This window comes from Pseudomonas zanjanensis (assembly GCF_014268745.2).
Taxonomy (GTDB): Bacteria; Pseudomonadota; Gammaproteobacteria; order Pseudomonadales; family Pseudomonadaceae; genus Aquipseudomonas; species Aquipseudomonas zanjanensis.
Genome location: NZ_JABWRB020000003.1, coordinates 635,554 through 653,820 on the forward strand (window position 1 = coordinate 635,554; position 18,267 = coordinate 653,820).

Below are 18,267 nucleotides of genomic sequence, written 5' to 3' on the forward strand. Positions count from 1 at the left end.
AAGATGGGCAACCGCCGGGACGTTTTGACGCAGCCAGGGTTTGAAACGTTCAGGCAAGTCCCGATAAAACAGGAGTCATCCGATGGCCCGTATAACGGTTGAACGTGCCCATGGCCTGGGCAAGGAAGCGGCGCGAGAGAAGGCCGACAAGCTGGCGCAGAAGTTGTCCGACAGCTATGGCCTGGAGCCGCAGTGGGTGGGTGATACCCTGAAACTCAAGCGTTCCGGGGTCAAGGGCGAAGTGCACGTGGGCGAGGATTCGATCCGCGTCGACGTGGAGCTGGGCATGTTGATGTCGGCCATGAGCGGCACGATCAAAGGCGAAATCGAAAAGGCGCTGGATAAGGCGTTGGCTTGATTGATGAAAGGGTGGCGAATGCAAAATTAAAGTTCACCCCCCAACCCTGTGGGAGCGGGCTTGCTCGCGAATGCGGTGGGTCAGTCACTATTGATGTTGACTGACTCACCGCATTCGCGAGCAAGCCCGCTCCCACAATGGCAGTCATCGCCTTCGGAATATGTGTCAGTTGTTAGGGTGCCGTTTCTAATTATTGCCACTACTTTGTGCCTGAGCCCGTCCCTGTGCGGGCAGTTCCTCAAACCTTTTTCGAGTGAGGTGCACCATGGCCAAAGTTATTTTCAAGAAAAAAACCGACGTTGAATCTTCCACGCTCAGCGACGTGAAAACGTACGCGCGCAAGATCTGGCTGGCGGGTCTGGGCGCCTACACGAAGGTCGGCCAGGAAGGCGGCGAGTATTTTCAAGAGTTGGTAAAAGCTGGCGAAGTTATTGAAACCAAAGGCAAAAAGAAAATTGCCGGGAAACTTGAAGCGGCCAACAGCGAATTGATTGAAGCCAAGACCGACGTCAATACGTTCAAGGCTCGGGTTGAAGTACAACTCGATAAAGTCGAGAAGGTATTCGATGCCCGTGTTGCAAGTGCCTTGAATCGTATCGGCATTCCGTCTAAACATGACGTTGAGGCACTCTCTGCTAAGCTCGATGAGCTGACAGCATTGCTCGAACGTGTCGCGCGTAAACATTAAGGAGAACGGGATGGCTGGCAAAAAAATCACAGAAAAAGAAGGCAGCTCGTGGGCCGGGAAGATTGAAAAGTATTCCCGCAAAATCTGGCTGGCTGGTTTAGGCGTGTACTCGAAGATCGACACTGACGGCAGCAAGCTCTTCGAGTCTCTGGTTAAGGACGGCGAAAAGGCCGAAAAACTCACTAAGACGGCGGTCGGCAAACAAGTCGATGCAGCCAAGGACTCTGCCGAGTCCGCCAAGTCGCGAATCGGCGGCGTAAAAGATCGTGCAATGGGCAAATGGGACGAACTGGAAGGGGCTTTCGACAAGCGCCTGAACAGTGCGATCTCCCGCCTGGGCGTGCCGAGCCGTAATGAAGTCAAGGCGTTGCACAGCAAGGTCGACACACTGACCAAGCAGATCGAAAAACTCACCGGCGCCAAAGTCGCACCGGTGGCGGCCAAGACGGCGGCGGCCAAGCCGGCCGCTAAAACGGCAGCCAAGCCACTGGTCAAGGCTGCGGCAAAACCCGCTGCCAAACCTGCGGCGAAAGCAGCGGCCAAGCCAGCGGCTAAAACCGCAGCGGCCAAACCCGCTGCCAAGGCGGCAGCCAAACCGGTAGCGGCGAAAGCGGCCGCCAAGCCTGCTGCAAAACCTGCAGCCAAACCGGCGGCAGCTAAACCTGCTGCGGCTAAACCAGCGGCTAAACCCGCTGCCAAGCCTGCGGCAAAAGCGGCGGCCAAACCTGCTGCGGCGAAAAAGCCTGCAGTGAAAAAACCGGCCGCGCCAAAAGCTGCCGCACCCAAGGCACCCACCGCGGCCGCCAAACCGGCAACCCCGGCGAGCACGACGAACTCCGCCGCGGCTCCGACCCCGGTCGCGACGCCAACTCCAGCGCCGGCTCCATCGACGCCTACCAGCCAGTCCTGATATCAGGGCTGATAAAAATGCCCGGTCTATGTAGGCCGGGCTTTTTTATTTGTACGCAGGTCAACCTGTGGGAGCGAGCTTTGTGGGAGCAAGGCTTGCCCGCGATGAAAACGCCGCGGCTCTTGAGGACCGCAGCGCCTGGATCGCGAGCAAGCTTTGCTCCCACAAAGCTCGCTCCCACAATGGATCTGCCACTGCCACTGCCACTGCCACTGCCACTGCCACTGCCACTGGTTAGTCGTGTTCTTCCAGGTACCGCAACGCCAGTCGCTCTGTCGCCACCTTGGTTGCGGGCGGCAAGTGTGGGGCCACCAGCATCATGATCTGATAGACCACCAATCGAACCTCGCCCTCGCGGCCGAGGATCCGCTGATAGTCCAGGGAGAACAGCAGGGTCATGGTGATCTGTTCCACCAGTTGCCCCAAGGCCTGGGTGTCGCTGACCAACAACCCCTGCGCCTTGAGTTGCGCCAGCAGTGAGGCGAGGGTTCGCTTCAGGGCGTTGAGCAATTGGCGGATGCCCTTGGCCAGCTTCGGCAGGCGTCCGGCCAGGTTGGACAGGTCCTGGAACAGAAACCGGTACTGGGCCAGGCGCTCGACGATCAAGTGCAGGAACAGCCAGTAGTCTTCCGGCGCCAACTGCGCGTCCGCCGGTGGGTCGAGCAGCGGCGCCAGCTCGCTCTGGAAGCGCTCGAACAGCCCCAGGATCAGCGGTTCCTTGCCATGGAAGTGGTAGTAGAGGTTGCCTGGGCTGATGCCCATTTCGTTGGCAACTTCCATCGTCGATACGTTCGGCTCGCCCTTTTCGTTGAATAATTGCAGGGCACATTCAAGGATGCGGTCGCGGGTTTTCATCCGGTCTTCTTAATGGTCAAGTCGTGCCACGGCCAAGCGCCTGGCCGTGGCGTGAGGCCTTCAGCGCACGCGAACATAGGTTCCAGGGGCGGCGTCCAGCGGCGGGTAATTAACGTTGCCCAAGGTCATCTGGGTTTCGTGCTGGGCGCCGGAGCGTGCCTGGATCCAGCCCAGCCATTGCGTCCACCAGCTGCCTTCGACATGCGTGGCGTCGTAGTACCAGGCTCGCGGGTCGCTGCTCAGTTTCGCGCTTTCGATGTAGTTGGCCTTGGGGTTGCCTGGCGGATTGAGGATGCTCTGGACATGGCCGCTGTTGGAGAGCACGAAGCGTTTTTCGCCCCCCAGCAGGAGGGTCGAGCGATACACCGCGTCCCAGGGCGTGATGTGGTCGTTGATACCACCCACGCTGAAGCTGTCCACTGTCACTTTTTGCAGGTCGATGGGCGTGCCGCACACTTCCAGGCCGCCGGGATGGGTCAGTGGGTTGTGCTTGAAGAAGTCCAGCAGGTCGCCGTGGTAGGCCGCCGGCAGCCGCGTGCAGTCGTTGTTCCAGTAGAGGATGTCGAAGGCTGGCGGTTCCTTGCCCAGCAGGTAGTTGTTGATGAAGTAGGTCCAGATCAGATCGTTGGGGCGCATCCAGGCGAACACCCGGGCCATGTCGCGACCATCGAGGATGCCTTTCTGGTAGGAGCGGCGCTTGGCGGCTTCGAGGGTCTGTTCGTCGATGAACAGCGTGGCCGGGCTGTCGATCTGACTGTCCAGCAGGCTCACCAGGTACGTGGCACTGGCGACCCGGCGCAGCTGGCGCTTGGCTTGCAGGTGGCCTTGCAGGGCGGCGATGGTCATGCCCCCGGCGCAGGCGCCCATCAGGTTGACCTCGCGAGCGCCAGTGATCGCCCGGCACACATTCATCGCCTCTTCGGTGGCCTCGACATAGCTGGACAGGCCCCATTCGCGGTGGCGTACGTCCGGGTTGCGCCAACTGATGATGAAGACCTGCAAACCGTTTTTCAGGGCGTACTGGACAAAGCTGTTGGAGGGGCTGAGGTCGAAAATATAGAATTTGTTGATCTGCGGCGGGACGATCAGCAATGGCTTGGCGTACTGCTTTTCGCTCATGGGCCGGTACTGGATCAGTTCGAGCAGTTCGTTGCGAAACACCACCGCGCCGGGTGTGGTCGCCAGGGTCTTGCCGACTTCAAAGGCGTGGGGCGTGGTTTGGCGCGGCAAGCCGTCGTTGTGCAGCAGGTCGTCCACCAGGTGGCTGATGCCTCGGACCAGGCTGGAGCCGCCGGAGTTGAACAGTTCCTTGACCGCCAGCGGGTTGAGTAAGGTATTGGACGGCGCTACGGCGTCGTTGAGCAGGGCGAAGGCGAAGTGGGCGCGGGCGCGGTCGTCCTCGTTCATGTCGCTTTCGTCGATCCAGCTCTTGACCTGTTTTTGCCAACTCAGGTAGGCCTGCAAACTGCGGCGGTAGAAGGGGTTGAGCTGCCAGGTGGGATCGGCGAAACGCGGGTCGTTGGGGTTGGTGGGGTGAAGGGTCTCGCCCAGCAGCACACGGCCCAATTGACTGCCCAGTTTCAACGCATGCCGGGCACTGTGCACCGGGTTGCGCAAGCCGTGTGCGGCCACGCTCCGTAGGGTGGACAGCAGGTCCCTGCCACGCAGTCCGGTGACCGCACTTTGTGCGTTGATGAAACTGGCAGGTGCGGGCATGGAACCCTTCGCCGGTTTGTCGCGCATGAGTCAACTCCTTCGTCATCAGGCTAAAAACAAACACACCGAACCAGACAACATAGTCGCTGTTTCGGGTTGCTGCGCAATCCGGCGTCCTGCCAGGCGCTAATGGGCGGTTTCAGCCACCGCCCAGCGGCGAGGGATGCGGATGCATCACCGCGCGCTGACGTTCTTCCTCCAGGAATTTCATGATGATCGGCGCCACCGCCTCGGCCCGGGTGATCAGGAACAGATGGCCGTCATCGATGATGTGCAATTGGGCGTTGGGAATGCGCCAGGCCAGCATGCGCATGTTGATCAGTGGAATCAGCGGGTCGTCATCGCCGGCCAGCACCAGGGTCGGCTGGTGGATCTTGTGCAGCCAGTGGATGCTGGTCCAGCCGAGGCCGGCGAACAGTTGCCAGTAGTAACCGAGCTTTCCCGCCGAACGCACCTTGGCTGCGTGGCTGGCCGCCAGGCTCGGGTCGCGGCGGAACGAACCACCGTAGATCAGTGGCGCGATACGCATCACGTGGGACGGTTGAACATAACGCCGGGGGCTGGCCATCATCCACAGCACCTTCGGTTTGCCCGGCACCATCACCGCCCCAGCCGCCGTGGCCGCCAGTACCAGCTTCTTGCAGCGCTCCGGGTAGTCGTAGGCGAACTGCTGGGCCAGGGCGCCGCCCCAGGATACGCCGATCACGTTGACCTGCCCGTAGTCGAGGTAATCGAGCATCCGTGCGGTGAGTTTGGCCAGGCCCGGAAAGCGATACGGCCGGTTGGGCGTTGATGAACCGCCAACGCCGGGCACGTCAAAGGCGATGACTTCCAGGTCCGGGTCCAGGGCCTGGATGAACGGAAACACCAGCTCCAGGTTGGCGCCGATGCCGTTGAAAATTAGCAATGGCGTCAAGTGAGGCTTGCCGGGACGTACCGCGGTGCGCAAGGTCTGGCCATCCAGATCGACGGTACGGAAGATGTACGGTTGCGGCATGCTTCAAGCCCTGTGGGTCATGTCTCGGGTTACCAGTGTTCGGTCTGTCGGACCGAGTCGCGGCCTTCGCGAGCAAGCCCGCTCCCACATTAGATCGGTTGCGAACCTGAAACTCATGTTCACAGCCAAACCCAATGTGGGAGCGGGCTTGCTCGCGAAGACGGCCTTGCATTCACCGTTAATGTCGGCTGCCGGAGTGCATTCGTGAGCACGCCCACCCCCCCAGCAGACGAGTTGCATCCATCACCGCTCATGCACATAGGTGCCCGGTGCCGCTTCACCGGCCGGGTAGGCCTTGTTGCCCAGCACGGTCGGGGCTTTTTTCAGTTTGCCCGAGCGCTCGGCCTGCCAGGCCTGCCAGTGCAGCCACCAGGAGTCGGTGTGCTTGGTGGAGTTTTCCTGCCAGTCCTCGGCCTTGGCCGGCATGTCCTCGCCGGTCATGTAGCGCGACTTGGGGTTGCCGGGCGGGTTGAGAATGCTCTGGATATGACCGCTGCTCGACAGCACGAACTCCACCTTGCCGCCGAACAATTGCGCGGACTTGTAGCAGGACTTCCATGGCGTGATGTGGTCGTTGGTGCCGGCCAGGGAGAAGATGTCGGCGGTGACCTGCTTGAGGTCGATGGGCGTGCCGCACACTTCCAATGCGTTGGGGCGGATCAGTGGATTGTTCTTGAACATTTCGATGAGGTCGCCGTGGAACGCCGCCGGCAACCGTGTGGTGTCGTTGTTCCAGAACAGGATGTCGAACACCGGCGGTTCGTTGCCCAGCAGGTAATTGTTGACCCAGTAGTTCCAGATCAGGTCGTTGGGGCGCATCCAGGCAAAGACCTTGGCCATGTCGCGGCCTTCGAGTACGCCGGCCTGGTAGGAGTGGCGCTTGGCCGCTTCCAGGGTCTGTTCATCGACGAACAGCGCCACGTCGGTGTCCAGGGTGGTGTCGAGCACACTCACCAGCAAGGTCAGGGCATTGACTTTTTTCTCGCCGAGGGCGGCGTAATGGCCCAGCAGCGCGGTGCAGGTGATGCCACCGGAGCAGGCACCGAGCATGTTCACGTCCTTGCTGCCGGTGATGGCCGTGACCACGTCCACCGCTTCCTTGAGCGCCTCGATGTAGGTCGACAGGCCCCATTCGCGCTGGGCCTTGGTGGGGTTGCGCCAGCTGACAATGAACGTCTGTACGTTGCTGCGCAGGCAGAAGCGCGCCAGGCTCTTGTCCGGACTCAGGTCGAAGACGTAGAACTTGTTGATCTGAGGTGGCACCACCAGCAGCGGTCGCTCGTGGACCTGCTCGGTGATGGGCCGGTACTGGATCAGCTCCAGCACGTCGTTGCGAAACACCACGGCGCCTTCGGTCACGCCCAGGCTCTTGCCGACCTCGAACGCGCCCATGTTCACCTGGCTCGGCATCCCGCCGTTGTGCACGATATCCTTGGCCAGGTGGGACAGTCCGTCGAGCAAGCTCTTGCCGCCGGTTTCGAAGAAGCGCTTGACCGCCGCCGGGTTGGCCGCCGAGTTGGTCGGGGCCATGGCTTCGGTCATCAGGTTGATCACGAAATGCCCGCGGCTGATGTCCGCGGGCGGCAGGTTGCTGTCGTCGATCCAGGCGTGCAGCTCCTTGCGCCACGCCAGGTAGGTTTGCAGGTAGCGCTTGTAGAGTGGGTTCTGGCTCCACGCCGGGTCGGCGAAGCGACGGTCGTCACCGGCCGGTTGCAGCTCGGACTTGCCGAACAGGACGTTCTTGAGCTCGACGCCGAAATGGGCGACGTGCTTGACGCTGTGCAGTGGTTGCTTGATGGCCTGGGTCAGCACCATCCGGGCAGAGGCCAGCAGGTCTTTCCTGCGCAAGCCGACGACGGGATTCAAGCCCAGGGTGTTTTCCGAGGCTTGGTACTTCAACTCATCGTTGTTCTTGTTGCTCATCTACGACGCTCCATTGTCCTTCAGACGAGTACCGGGATCGTGCCATGAAGCCGCAAGGCCAATACCAGGTACGCTGCTCGGGGTGACCATAAATTCCGCATCGAGGGCAATGAGGAAACGTGTGCCAGGAACTCGCCGGTTCCTTTGCAGGGAACTTGCCAGCTCCATTGGTTACCCGAGTTTAATTTTTTTCGCAAGCAGGCCAGTCATTGACGTTGCTGCGCGGGCATTCAAGCAGATGAGTCTAGAAAATTCGCCCTAAAGCGCCAGCCCTTGAGTTAGAGCATCAGCTTGACGACGGACTCGTTCGGATCGCGGGTTTTTCCGGCGGCCTTGAGTTCGTCAAGATAATCGTTCCACAAGTCTTGCTGGCGCACCGCCAACTGGTAGAGGTAGTCCCAGGTGAACAAACCGCTGTCGTGGCCGTCGTCGAAGGTCAGTTTCAGTGCGTACTGGCCGGCCTGTTCGACCTTGGTCAGGGCAACGTTGAGCTTGCCATATTGCAGGATGGGTTTGCCGTGGCCCTGGACCTCGGCGGAAGGCGAGTGCACCCGCAGGAATTCGGCGGGCAGGTGGTACTCCTCGTCCGGCGCGTATTTGAGCGTCAGGGTCTTGGAGGCTTTGTGCAGGTTGATGGCGGTGGGGAGTTTGGTCATGGGGTCGTCAGTCTCTTGAAGCCATGTGTGAACATTATGTGGCGAGGGAGCTTGCTCCCGCTGGAGGGCGAAGCCCTCCCAAAAACTCGTTGCGATCCACCTGATTGAGCGGTGGCTTCTGGTTCTTGGGGCTACTTCGTAGCCCAGCGGGAGCAAGCCCCCTCGCCACAGGAACTCGCTCACACTGGGGGTGGCTTACAGGATATACCGCGACAGGTCTTCGTTCTGCGCCAGCTCACCCAGGTGGCTGTTGACGTACTCGGCGTCGATGAGGATCGGCGCTTCGTTGTGGGCGCTGGCCAGGTCGCCGGCGCTGAACGACACTTCCTCGAGCAAGCGTTCGAGCAGCGTGTGCAGGCGACGGGCACCGATGTTCTCGGTCTTCTCGTTGACCTGCCAGGCGATCTGCGCCAGGCGCTTGATGCCTTCTGGCGTGAACTCGATGCTCAGGCCTTCGGTCTTGAGCAGCGCGCAATACTGTTCGGTCAGGGACGCATGGGGCTCGCTGAGGATGCGCTCGAAGTCTTCCGGCGTCAGCGCCTTGAGTTCGACACGGATCGGCAAGCGACCCTGCAGCTCCGGCACCAGGTCGCTCGGTTTGCTCAGGTGGAACGCACCGGACGCAATGAACAGGATGTGGTCGGTCTTGACCATGCCCAGCTTGGTGTTGACCGTGCAGCCTTCGATCAGCGGCAGCAGGTCGCGTTGAACGCCTTCGCGGGACACATCGGCACCGCCGACATTGCCGCGCTTGGCAACCTTGTCGATTTCATCGATAAACACGATGCCATGCTGCTCGACCGCTTCCAGTGCCTTGGCCTTCAATTCTTCTTCGTTGACCAGGCGGCCGGCTTCTTCGTCGCGCACCAGTTTCAGCGCTTCCTTGACCTTGAGCTTGCGGCTCTTCTTCTTGCCCTTGCCCATGTTGGCGAACAGGCTCTGCAACTGGTTGGTCATTTCTTCCATGCCCGGTGGCGCGGAAATGTCGACGCCAGCCATTTCGGCCACTTCGATCTCGATTTCCTTGTCATCCAGTTGGCCTTCGCGCAGGCGCTTGCGGAACAACTGGCGGGTGTTGGAATCCTGTGTCGCGGCGGAGTCGGCGTTGAAGCCCATGCGCGCTGGTGGCAGGAGCGCATCGAGAATGCGTTCTTCGGCAGCGTCTTCGGCGCGATGGCGGACCTTGGTGATTTCCTGTTCGCGCAGCAACTTGATTGCAGCGTCGGCCAAGTCACGGATGATCGATTCGACGTCGCGGCCGACATAACCGACTTCGGTGAACTTGGTGGCTTCGACCTTGATGAACGGCGCATTGGCGAGCTTGGCCAGGCGCCGGGCGATTTCGGTCTTGCCGACACCGGTCGGGCCAATCATCAGGATGTTCTTGGGGGTCACTTCGACGCGCAGCTCTTCGGGCAGTTGCATCCGGCGCCAGCGGTTACGCAGGGCGATGGCGACGGCGCGCTTGGCATCGTCCTGGCCGATGATATGGCGGTTGAGTTCGTGGACGATTTCGCGGGGAGTCATGGACATAATAATTGGCGGTCCTCAAGCGGAAGTCTGGGCCTGGAAGGGCTTACTCCGCGAGGTCCTGCTCCTCAATGGTCTGGGTGTGGTTGGTGAAGACACAGATGTCGCCGGCGATGCCCAAGGCAGTCTCGACGATCTCGCGGGCCGACAGGTCGGTCTTTTTCAGCAGGGCGCTGGCCGCGGCCTGGGCGTAGGCACCGCCGGAACCCATGGCGATCAGGCCATCCTCGGGCTCAACGACGTCGCCGTTGCCGGTGATGATCAACGAGGCGTCCTTGTTGGCGACCGCGAGCATGGCTTCGAGGCGGCTCAGGGAGCGGTCGGTGCGCCACTCCTTGGCCAACTCCACGGCGGCACGGACCAAGTGGCCCTGGTGTTTCTCAAGCTGGCCTTCGAAACGCTCGAACAACGTGAAGGCGTCGGCAGTGGCCCCGGCGAAACCGGCGATGACCTCGCCGTGGTACAGGCGGCGGACTTTCTTCGCGTTGCCTTTCATCACGGTGTTGCCCAATGAAACCTGGCCGTCGCCGCCCATGACGACTTTGCCGTGACGGCGGACTGAAACGATGGTGGTCAAGGGAAGAGTCTCCACGCAGCGGGGCGAAAATGCCCGGATGGAACTCATATGGGGGTGGCGTGGGGTTTTTCAACTGTGGGGTGGCGGAGGGGACGAGTGGCACCTGGTGTTTCTGCCGGGCGCTCTTGTGGCGAGGGAGCTTGCTCCCGCTGGGCTGCGTAGCAGACCCAAAAGCTTGGGACCGCTGCGCGCTCCAGCGGGAGCAAGCTCCCTCGCCACGAAAAGCCCCGCTGCCACAAATGCTTTCGTCAGAATCAGCGGCTCTGGCGTTGTTGTAACAACAGGTTGCTGAACCCGCTGCCCGCCAATTGTTTCTGAGCCTTGGTCAGTTCCTCGCGGTTACTGAACGGGCCGACCAGTACCCGGTACCAAGTCTCGTCCTTCACCGTCCCGGACTCCACCGATACAGACTGGCCCAGCAGAATGATCTGCGCCCGGACCTTGTCGGCGTCGGCTTCCTTGCGGAACGAACCGGCTTGCAGGAAGAACTTCGTCACCGGCGCGGCTTTCTGCACGGGCGGGGCCGGTGGCGGCGTGATGCCGGCCAGGGCCGCCTGGGCGCGGGCGGTGTCGATTTTCGCCGCTTCGGCCGGGGTCACCGGTGTGGTGGGCACCTGGGGCACTTGTGGCGTCGGCAGGGTCTTCTCCGGCACGGCATCGGGCGGCACGATGACTTCCGATTCCGGCAGCAAGGTGTAGAAGTCGTATTTCGGCTTCACTGGTTGCGTCGGGCTCGGCGGGGTCTTGTTGGCCTCGGCGATGCGCGTGGCTTTCTGCTGCTCCTGGCGGACGCGCTTGACGTCATCGCCCTGGCCCGGCTCCAGCTTCATCAAAAACACAATGAACGCGCCGACGGTCAGGCCGATGGCCATCCACAACCAGCCCGGAATCGGCTGTTTGGTCGGGGGCTGGTAACGACTGGCGCCGCGCTTGGGTGCAGGTTTTTTCTTGGCGGCCAACTTACATGCGCTCCAGGGTTTCCAGGCCGAGCAGTTCCAGGCCTTGCTTTAGCGTGCGCCCGGTCAGTGCGGCGAGACGCAGGCGGCTCTGCATTTGCTCCGGGGTTTGCGCGTTGAGGATCGGGCAGTTCTCGTAGAAGCTGGAGAACAGGCCGGCGACATCGTACAGGTAGGCGCATAGCGTGTGCGGCGTGCCTTTGTCGGCGACGTTGTTCAGCACTTCGCCGAACTGCGCCAGTTTCGCCGCGAGCTCCTGCTCCTGCGGGGCTTGGAGCACAATCTGGCCGTCTATTTCATTGAAGTCTTTGCCGAGCTTGCGGAACACGCCCGCTACGCGGGTGTAGGCGTACAGCAGGTACGGCGCGGTGTTGCCTTCGAAATTGAGCATCAGGTCGAAGTTGAAGCTGTAGTCGCTGGTGCGGTGCTTGGACAGGTCGGCGTATTTCACCGCGTCGATGCCCACGACCTTGGCGATCTTGCGCAGTTCGTCTTCGGCCAGGTCCGGGTTCTTGCCCTTGACCAGGGTGTAGGCGCGGTCCTGGGCTTCGGTCAGCAGGTCGATCAGCTTCACCGTGCCGCCGTCGCGGGTCTTGAACGGACGACCGTCGGCGCCGTTCATGGTGCCGAAGCCCATGTGCTCCATCTCCATCGGATGGGTCACGAAACCAGCCAGGCGTGCCACTTCGAACACTTGCTGGAAGTGCAGGGCCTGACGCTGATCGACGAAATACAGCACCCGATCGGCCTTGAGCACGCCGTTGCGGTAGCGCACGGCCGCCAGGTCGGTGGTGGCGTAGAGGTAGCCGCCGTCGGCCTTGACGATGATCACCGGCAGCGGCTCGCCATCGGCGGTCTTGAACTGGTCGAGGAACACACACTGGGCGCCGTTGCTTTCCACTAGCATGCCCTTGGTGCGGAGGTCGTTGACCACGTTGACCAGGTCGTCGTTGTAGGCGCTTTCGCCCATCACGTCGGCCATGGTCAATTTGACGTTCAGCAGCTCGTAGATTTTCTGGCAATGGGACAGGGAGATGTCCTTGAACTTGGTCCACAGCGCCAGGCACTCGGCATCGCCGGCCTGCAACTTGACCACCAGGCCACGGGCGCGGTCGGCGAACTCCGGCGACTCGTCGAAGCGTTGCTTGGCGGCGCGGTAGAAGTTCTCCAGGTCCGACAGCTCATCGCTGGTGATCGGGTTTTCCTGAAGATAGGCCATCAGCATGCCGAACTGGGTGCCCCAGTCGCCGACGTGGTTCTGGCGGATCACGGTGTCGCCAAGAAACTCCAGGACCCGGGCCACGCCGTCGCCGATGATGGTCGAGCGCAGGTGGCCGACGTGCATTTCCTTGGCCAGGTTGGGGGCCGAGAGGTCGACCACGGTGCGCTGCAACGGGCCGGCCTTGCGCACGCCGATGCGTTCGTCGGCCAGCGCCGCGTCCAGGCGCGAGGCCAGGGCCTGGGTGTTCTGGAAGAAATTGATGAACCCGGGGCCGGCGATGTCAGCCTTGCTGACGTTCTCGTCGGCCGGCAGCGCGGCGATGATTTTTTCCGCCAGGTTGCGAGGTTTCATGCCGGCCGGCTTGGCGAGCATCATCGCGATGTTGCTGGCGAAGTCGCCGTGGGTCTTGTCGCGGGTGTTCTCGACCTGAATCGCCGGCGACAGGCCTTCTGGCAGCACACCTTCAGCGACGAGTTGGGTGATGGCTTGCTGGATGAGCTGGCGAATGGTGTCTTTCATGGTCTTCTCTTTCAACCGCAGGCGCGGCGGCGCTTCGATGCGCTGGTGGAAAAACTGGGCATTATCCGTGGCGCGGGCGAGCTTGCCAACTGTAGCGGGTTGGTTGGTAACTATTCCAGATGGTCAGCATGCACTCGGACCCTGTGGGAGCGGGCTTGCTCGCGAAAGCGGTGGCACAGCCAATATCACCGCAACTGACCCACCGCCTTCGCGAGCAAGCCCGCTCCCACAGGGGGGCAGTGGTCAATACAAATCCACCGGATCCACATCCAGCGACCAGCGCACCGCCCGCCCGCTGGGCATCTGTTCCAGTACCAGTAGCCAGGCGCTCAGCAGTCGATGCAGCGGCGCCCGGGCATTGGCCTGCAATAAAAGCTGCGCGCGATAGCGCCCGGCTCGCCGTTCCATCGGCGCTGGCACCGGCCCCAGGAGTTCGATGCCGGTGAGGCTCTGCTCTGCCAGCAAACGCTCCGCCTCGCTGCAAGCCTCATCGAGGAAACCTTCGGCCTGCCCCGGCTTGTGGGCTTCGGCCCGCAACAGCGCCAGGTGGGCAAAGGGCGGCAGGCCGGCGCTGCGGCGTTCGCTCAAGGCCTGCTCGGCGAAGGCGAAGTAACCCTGTTCGGTCAGTTGGATCAGCAGTGGGTGGTCGGCCAGGTGCGTCTGGATGATCACTTTGCCCGGTTCCTCGGCCCGACCGGCCCGGCCCGCGACCTGGACGATCAATTGCGCCATGCGCTCGCTGGCGCGGAAGTCGCCGGAGAATAGCCCGCCATCGGCGTCGAGGATCGACACCAGGGTGACCCGTGGGAAGTGATGCCCCTTGGCGAGCATCTGCGTGCCCACCAATATGCACGGCTGACCCTTCTGGATCGTCGCGAACAGTTGGTTCATCGCGTCCTTGCGCGAGGTGCTGTCACGGTCGACCCGCAACACCGGGTAGTCCGGAAACAGGATGCCCAGCCGTTCTTCGGCGCGTTCGGTGCCGGCGCCGACCGGGCGCAAATCCACTTTGCCGCACTGTGGGCAATGCCTTGGCACGCGCTCGACGTGGCCGCAATGGTGACAACGCAGCTCGCCATGGCGTTGATGCACGGTCATCCGCGCGTCGCAGCGTTCGCAGCCAGACATCCAGCCACAGTCGTGGCACAGCAGGGTCGGGGCAAAACCGCGACGATTGAGGAATACCAGCACCTGTTGCCCGGCGGCCAGGGTCTGGCCGATGGCTTGCTGCATCGGTCCGGAAATACCGCTGTCCAGCGGACGACTTTTCACATCCAGGCGCAGGAAGCGCGGTTGCTTGGCGCCACCGGCCCGTTCGTTGAGGCGCAACAGGCCGTAGCGGCCGGTGTAGGCGTTGTGCAGGCTTTCCAGCGAGGGCGTGGCCGAGCCGAGCACGATCGGGATGTTTTCCTGGCGGGCGCGCACCAATGCCAGGTCGCGGGCGTGATAGCGCAGGCCTTCCTGCTGTTTATAAGAGCCATCGTGCTCTTCGTCGATGATGATCAGGCCAGGGTTCTTCATCGGCGTGAACAGGGCCGAGCGAGTGCCGATGATGATGTCGGCCTCGCCGTCGCGGGCGGCGAGCCAGGCTTCCAGGCGTTCACGGTCGTTGACCGCCGAGTGCACCAGGGCGATCCGCGCATTGAAGCGCTGTTCGAAGCGCGCCAGGGTTTGTGGGCCGAGGTTGATTTCCGGAATCAGCACCAGGGCCTGCTTGCCGGCCTCCAGGGTCTGGCGGATCAGTTGCAGGTAGACCTCGGTCTTGCCGCTGCCGGTGACGCCTGCCAACAGAAAGGCGTGATAACTGTCAAAACCTGCGCGAATCGCTTCGCAAGCGGCCCGCTGCTCGGCATTGAGTGGCAGTTCCGGCTGGGCCAGCCAATGTTCATGGCGGGCGCCGGGGGCGTGCCGACGGATTTCCACCTGGACCAGGTCCTTGGCCAGCAACAGGTCCAGGCTGTCCTTGCTGAGCATCAGTTTGCTCAGCAGTTGATGGGCCACGCCATGGGGGTGTTGGGCCAGGGTCGCCAAGGCTTCGCGCTGGCGCGGGGCGCGAGCGATGCGGGGATCGTCCAGCGAGGCCCCCGGGGCCACCGACCAGAACCGCTCTTGGCGCGCCTCGGCCAGCTCGCCCTGGCGCAGCAGCACCGGCAGCGCCCAGCTCAGGGTATCGCCGAGGCTGTGCTGGTAGTACTGGGACGTCCACAGGCACAGCTTGAACAGCGAGGCGGGCAGCGGCGGCGTGGCATCGAGCAGCGCCAGGGCCGGTTTGAGCTTGTCGGCCGGGACTTCGCTGTGGTCGGTGACTTCCACCAGGATGCCGATCATTTCCCGCCGGCCGAACGGCACCCGCAGGCGCATGCCCGGCTGCAACTGGGCGCGCAGGATCCCGGCCGGGGCGCGGTAGTCGAACAGGCGGCGCAGGGGCGAAGGCAGGGCGAGGCGCAGGATGGCGTCGGGCACGCGGGGCAATCTCAATAAACAGACATTGGGTGAGGCTGGCGCTGAATGTGGGAGCGGGCTTGCTCGCGAAGGCGGATTATCTGGCAGAAATGATGTGCCTGACACACCGCCTTCGCGAGCAAGCCCGCTCCCACAAGTCCCACAAGAAGGATCGCGCATGAGGCCGGGAGCCTAGCAGACGGTTGGTACAAGGCATAGCTTGCGCGAATGACGATGTCTGGTAGAATCCGCGGCCTAATTACGTGCGGTATTCAACAATAGTGTTGGGTGGCGGCACGCTAGCCTGAGGAAAACAGCATGAAAACCGATATCCATCCGGAATACCCAGCAATTGCCGTAACCTGCAGCTGCGGCAACAAGTTCGAAACCCGTTCGACCTACGGCAAAGCCCTGGCGATCGACGTTTGCAACGAATGCCACCCGTTCTACACCGGTAAGCAAAAGACTCTGGATACCGGCGGCCGTGTTCAGAAGTTTGCCGATCGTTTCGGTGCTTTCGGCAAAGTTACTCCAAAAGCCTGAGGCTGATCATTTTGGATGGTCGTCTCGACTGCTCCAGACTGATGAAGAAGGCGTCCCTCGCGGGCGCCTTTTTTGTGTCTGCGATTTGGCTCTGCGGTGCCCAGGGCGCCTGTCCTGTGCCGGGCAACCTGCCCCAGGTGGCGGTGCAGCGCGTGGTGGATGGCGACACCTTGTACCTGGAGGATGGCCGCCGCATTCGGATGATCGGCCTCAATAGCCCTGAGCTGGGCAAGCGCGGCCGCGCCGACGAGCCGTTCGCCGTGGCGGCGCGCCAGCGACTCGAGGCCCTGGTGGCTGCCAGCGGTGGCCGGGTGGGCGTATTGCCTGGCAAGGACGACCGCGACGATTACGGTCGCACCCTGGCCCATGTCTACAACGCCCAGGGCGAGAACCTCGAAGAGCGCCTGATTGCCGAAGGGTTGGGGTTTCTGGTGGCAGTCGCGCCGAACGTTGATCTGGTCAGTTGTCAGCAAATGGCCGAACGTCATGCGCGCCAGGCCGGATCAGGTGTTTGGAAAAAATCCCCAGTGGTGCGAGCGGAGCAGATCAATGCCCCCGGCTTCGTGCTGACCCGTGGGCGAGTAGAAAGCGTGCAACGCAATCGCGGTGGTATCTGGATTAAATTGCAGGGGGCGGTTGTCCTGCACATTGGCCCCAATTTGCAGAGACGTTTTGATGCCTCGGCCCTGGAACGGCTCAAAGGGCGGACAATCGAGGCGCGTGGCTGGGTTATCGACCGCGCCCGGCGTGGCGGAAATAAAGCCGGTCAAGCGCGATGGATGTTGCCGTTGACTGATCCGGCCATGCTGGAAGCGGTTCTGTAGGAAAAAATTGTAGACATTTCGTCGCTATATTGTATGCATGTAGCCCTTGTGTTTCGCGGCTCTTGGCCCAAAGTCGTAGGGCAGGGCGCTTGACAGCAGTGACTGGTCAGTCTTGTGGGGACTTTGCGAGGCGCGTATCCTCGGCGGTCCGTCTGTCCAACACAGTAAAAAGCGGAATGCCCACATGTCTGATCTGAAAACTGCCGCTCTCGAATATCACGCTCATCCTCGTCCAGGAAAGCTGAGTGTCGAGCTCACCAAGGCCACCGCTACTGCTCGCGACTTGTCGCTGGCCTACAGCCCCGGCGTAGCCGAACCAGTCCGCGAAATCGCTCGCGACCCTGAACTGGCCTACAAATACACCGGTAAAGGCAACCTGGTTGCAGTCATTTCCGATGGCACCGCGATCCTCGGCCTGGGTAACCTCGGCCCATTGGCGTCCAAACCAGTCATGGAAGGCAAGGGCGTGCTGTTCAAGCGCTTCGCCGGTATCGACGTTTTCGACATCGAAGTCGATTCCGAGAGCCCGCAAGCCTTCATCGACACCGTCAAGCGCATCTCCATCACCTTCGGTGGCATCAACCTGGAAGACATCAAGGCGCCTGAGTGCTTCGAGATCGAGCGCGCCCTGATCGAACAGTGCGACATTCCGGTATTCCACGATGACCAGCACGGCACCGCGATCGTTACCGCGGCCGGCATGATCAACGCCCTGGAAATCGCCGGCAAGACCCTGCCGGAAGCCAAGATCGTCTGCCTCGGTGCTGGCGCTGCGGCCATCTCCTGCATGAAGTTGCTGGTGAGCATGGGCGCCAATATCGAAAACATCTTCATGGTCGACCGTACCGGTGTGATCCACTCCGGCCGTGACGATCTGAACCAGTACAAGGCTGTGTTCGCCCACGCGACCGAGAAGCGCTCCCTGGCGGACGCGCTGGACGGTGCCGACGTGTTCGTCGGCCTGTCGGGCCCGAACCTGCTGAGCGCGGAAAACCTGCTGCGCATGGCGCCGAACCCAATTGTGTTCGCGTGCTCGAACCCGGACCCGGAAATCGCCCCGGAACTGGCCCACGCGACCCGCAACGACGTGATCATGGCCACTGGCCGTTCGGACTACCCGAACCAGGTCAACAACGTATTGGGCTTCCCGTTCATCTTCCGTGGTGCCCTGGACGTTCGCGCCAAGCGCATCAACGAAGAAATGAAAGTCGCGGCCGCCAATGCCCTGCGCGAACTGGCCAAGCTGCCGGTGCCTCAGGAAGTGTGCGACGCCTACGGCGGCATCAAGCTGGAATTCGGTCGTGAGTACATCATCCCGAAACCAATGGACGCCCGCCTGATCACCTTGATCTCCGATGCCGTGGCCAAGGCCGCCATCGAGACAGGTGTGGCGACCCTGCCGTATCCAAAGAACTACCCGCTCAAGAGCGTGGATGATGTGTTCAACGGCTAAGCCGTTGTAGCGCTTCAACAAAAAGCCCCGGCTCCTGTGAGTCGGGGCTTTTTTGTGCCTGCCGGTTTTGTATGAGCACCGCAGATCCCTGTGGGAGC

Annotated in this window: 16 protein-coding genes; 6 read left to right on the forward strand and 10 right to left on the reverse strand. The window is 61.9% G+C overall.

From position 1 onward, the window contains the following. Positions 1-82: 82 nt before the first annotated feature. From HU715_RS22580 to HU715_RS22590, 3 genes are all read left to right on the forward strand, one after another. Positions 83-358, forward strand: a complete 276-nt coding sequence (locus HU715_RS22580) for a polyhydroxyalkanoic acid system family protein (RefSeq protein ID WP_053117622.1) — start codon at positions 83-85, stop codon at positions 356-358. Positions 359-623: 265 nt separating this feature from the next. Then, a complete protein-coding gene (locus tag HU715_RS22585) occupies positions 624-1,046 on the forward strand; it encodes a phasin family protein (protein ID WP_186706098.1) in 423 nt (140 codons plus the stop codon). Positions 1,047-1,056: 10 nt separating this feature from the next. Next, on the forward strand, positions 1,057-1,956 hold the full coding sequence (locus HU715_RS22590) for a phasin family protein (RefSeq protein ID WP_186706097.1): 900 nt from the start codon (positions 1,057-1,059) through the stop codon (positions 1,954-1,956). A gap of 234 nt (positions 1,957-2,190) precedes the next feature. On the opposite strand, the gene HU715_RS22595 is transcribed toward HU715_RS22590, so the two are convergent. From HU715_RS22595 to HU715_RS22640, 10 genes are all read right to left on the reverse strand, one after another. Beyond that, complete coding sequence (locus HU715_RS22595) at positions 2,191-2,811, reverse strand: TetR/AcrR family transcriptional regulator (RefSeq protein WP_186706096.1); 621 nt, start codon at positions 2,809-2,811, stop codon at positions 2,191-2,193. 60 nt (positions 2,812-2,871) lie between these two features. Beyond that, positions 2,872-4,554, reverse strand: coding sequence for a class II poly(R)-hydroxyalkanoic acid synthase (phaC, locus tag HU715_RS22600; protein ID WP_186706095.1), 1,683 nt, complete (start codon positions 4,552-4,554; stop codon positions 2,872-2,874). A 112-nt stretch (positions 4,555-4,666) separates the two neighbouring features. Continuing rightward, the gene (gene phaZ / locus HU715_RS22605; protein WP_003186648.1) at positions 4,667-5,524 is read right to left on the reverse strand and encodes a poly(3-hydroxyalkanoate) depolymerase; all 858 of its coding nucleotides are present in this window, start codon (positions 5,522-5,524) and stop codon (positions 4,667-4,669) included. 243 nt (positions 5,525-5,767) lie between these two features. After that, a complete protein-coding gene (gene phaC / locus HU715_RS22610) occupies positions 5,768-7,447 on the reverse strand; it encodes a class II poly(R)-hydroxyalkanoic acid synthase (RefSeq protein ID WP_186706094.1) in 1,680 nt (559 codons plus the stop codon). A 278-nt stretch (positions 7,448-7,725) separates the two neighbouring features. Then, entirely contained in the window at positions 7,726-8,103 is a 378-nt protein-coding gene (locus HU715_RS22615; protein ID WP_186706093.1) for a gamma-butyrobetaine hydroxylase family protein, read from the reverse strand. 195 nt (positions 8,104-8,298) lie between these two features. Next, on the reverse strand, positions 8,299-9,636 hold the full coding sequence (gene hslU / locus HU715_RS22620) for an ATP-dependent protease ATPase subunit HslU (protein WP_186706092.1): 1,338 nt from the start codon (positions 9,634-9,636) through the stop codon (positions 8,299-8,301). A gap of 43 nt (positions 9,637-9,679) precedes the next feature. Then, a complete protein-coding gene (hslV, locus tag HU715_RS22625) occupies positions 9,680-10,210 on the reverse strand; it encodes an ATP-dependent protease subunit HslV (protein WP_003196958.1) in 531 nt (176 codons plus the stop codon). 254 nt (positions 10,211-10,464) lie between these two features. Further along, on the reverse strand, positions 10,465-11,169 hold the full coding sequence (locus HU715_RS22630; RefSeq protein WP_186706091.1) for an SPOR domain-containing protein: 705 nt from the start codon (positions 11,167-11,169) through the stop codon (positions 10,465-10,467). 1 nt (position 11,170) lies between these two features. After that, entirely contained in the window at positions 11,171-12,907 is a 1,737-nt protein-coding gene (gene argS, locus HU715_RS22635; RefSeq protein ID WP_186706090.1) for an arginine--tRNA ligase, read from the reverse strand. A gap of 243 nt (positions 12,908-13,150) precedes the next feature. Further along, positions 13,151-15,370, reverse strand: a complete 2,220-nt coding sequence (locus HU715_RS22640; protein ID WP_186706089.1) for a primosomal protein N' — start codon at positions 15,368-15,370, stop codon at positions 13,151-13,153. A gap of 297 nt (positions 15,371-15,667) precedes the next feature. Between HU715_RS22640 and rpmE the strand changes: the two genes are divergently transcribed. The 3 genes from rpmE (at position 15,668) to HU715_RS22655 (ending at position 18,169) form a co-directional block, all read left to right on the forward strand. Beyond that, positions 15,668-15,892 carry a 50S ribosomal protein L31 gene (gene rpmE / locus HU715_RS22645; RefSeq protein ID WP_014336159.1) on the forward strand — a complete coding sequence of 75 codons (225 nt, stop codon included), beginning with the start codon at positions 15,668-15,670 and terminating at the stop codon, positions 15,890-15,892. A gap of 41 nt (positions 15,893-15,933) precedes the next feature. Then, positions 15,934-16,716 carry a thermonuclease family protein gene (locus tag HU715_RS22650; protein ID WP_186706088.1) on the forward strand — a complete coding sequence of 261 codons (783 nt, stop codon included), beginning with the start codon at positions 15,934-15,936 and terminating at the stop codon, positions 16,714-16,716. Positions 16,717-16,900: 184 nt separating this feature from the next. Continuing rightward, the gene (locus HU715_RS22655) at positions 16,901-18,169 is read left to right on the forward strand and encodes a malic enzyme-like NAD(P)-binding protein (RefSeq protein ID WP_186706087.1); all 1,269 of its coding nucleotides are present in this window, start codon (positions 16,901-16,903) and stop codon (positions 18,167-18,169) included. Positions 18,170-18,267 lie beyond the last annotated feature (98 nt).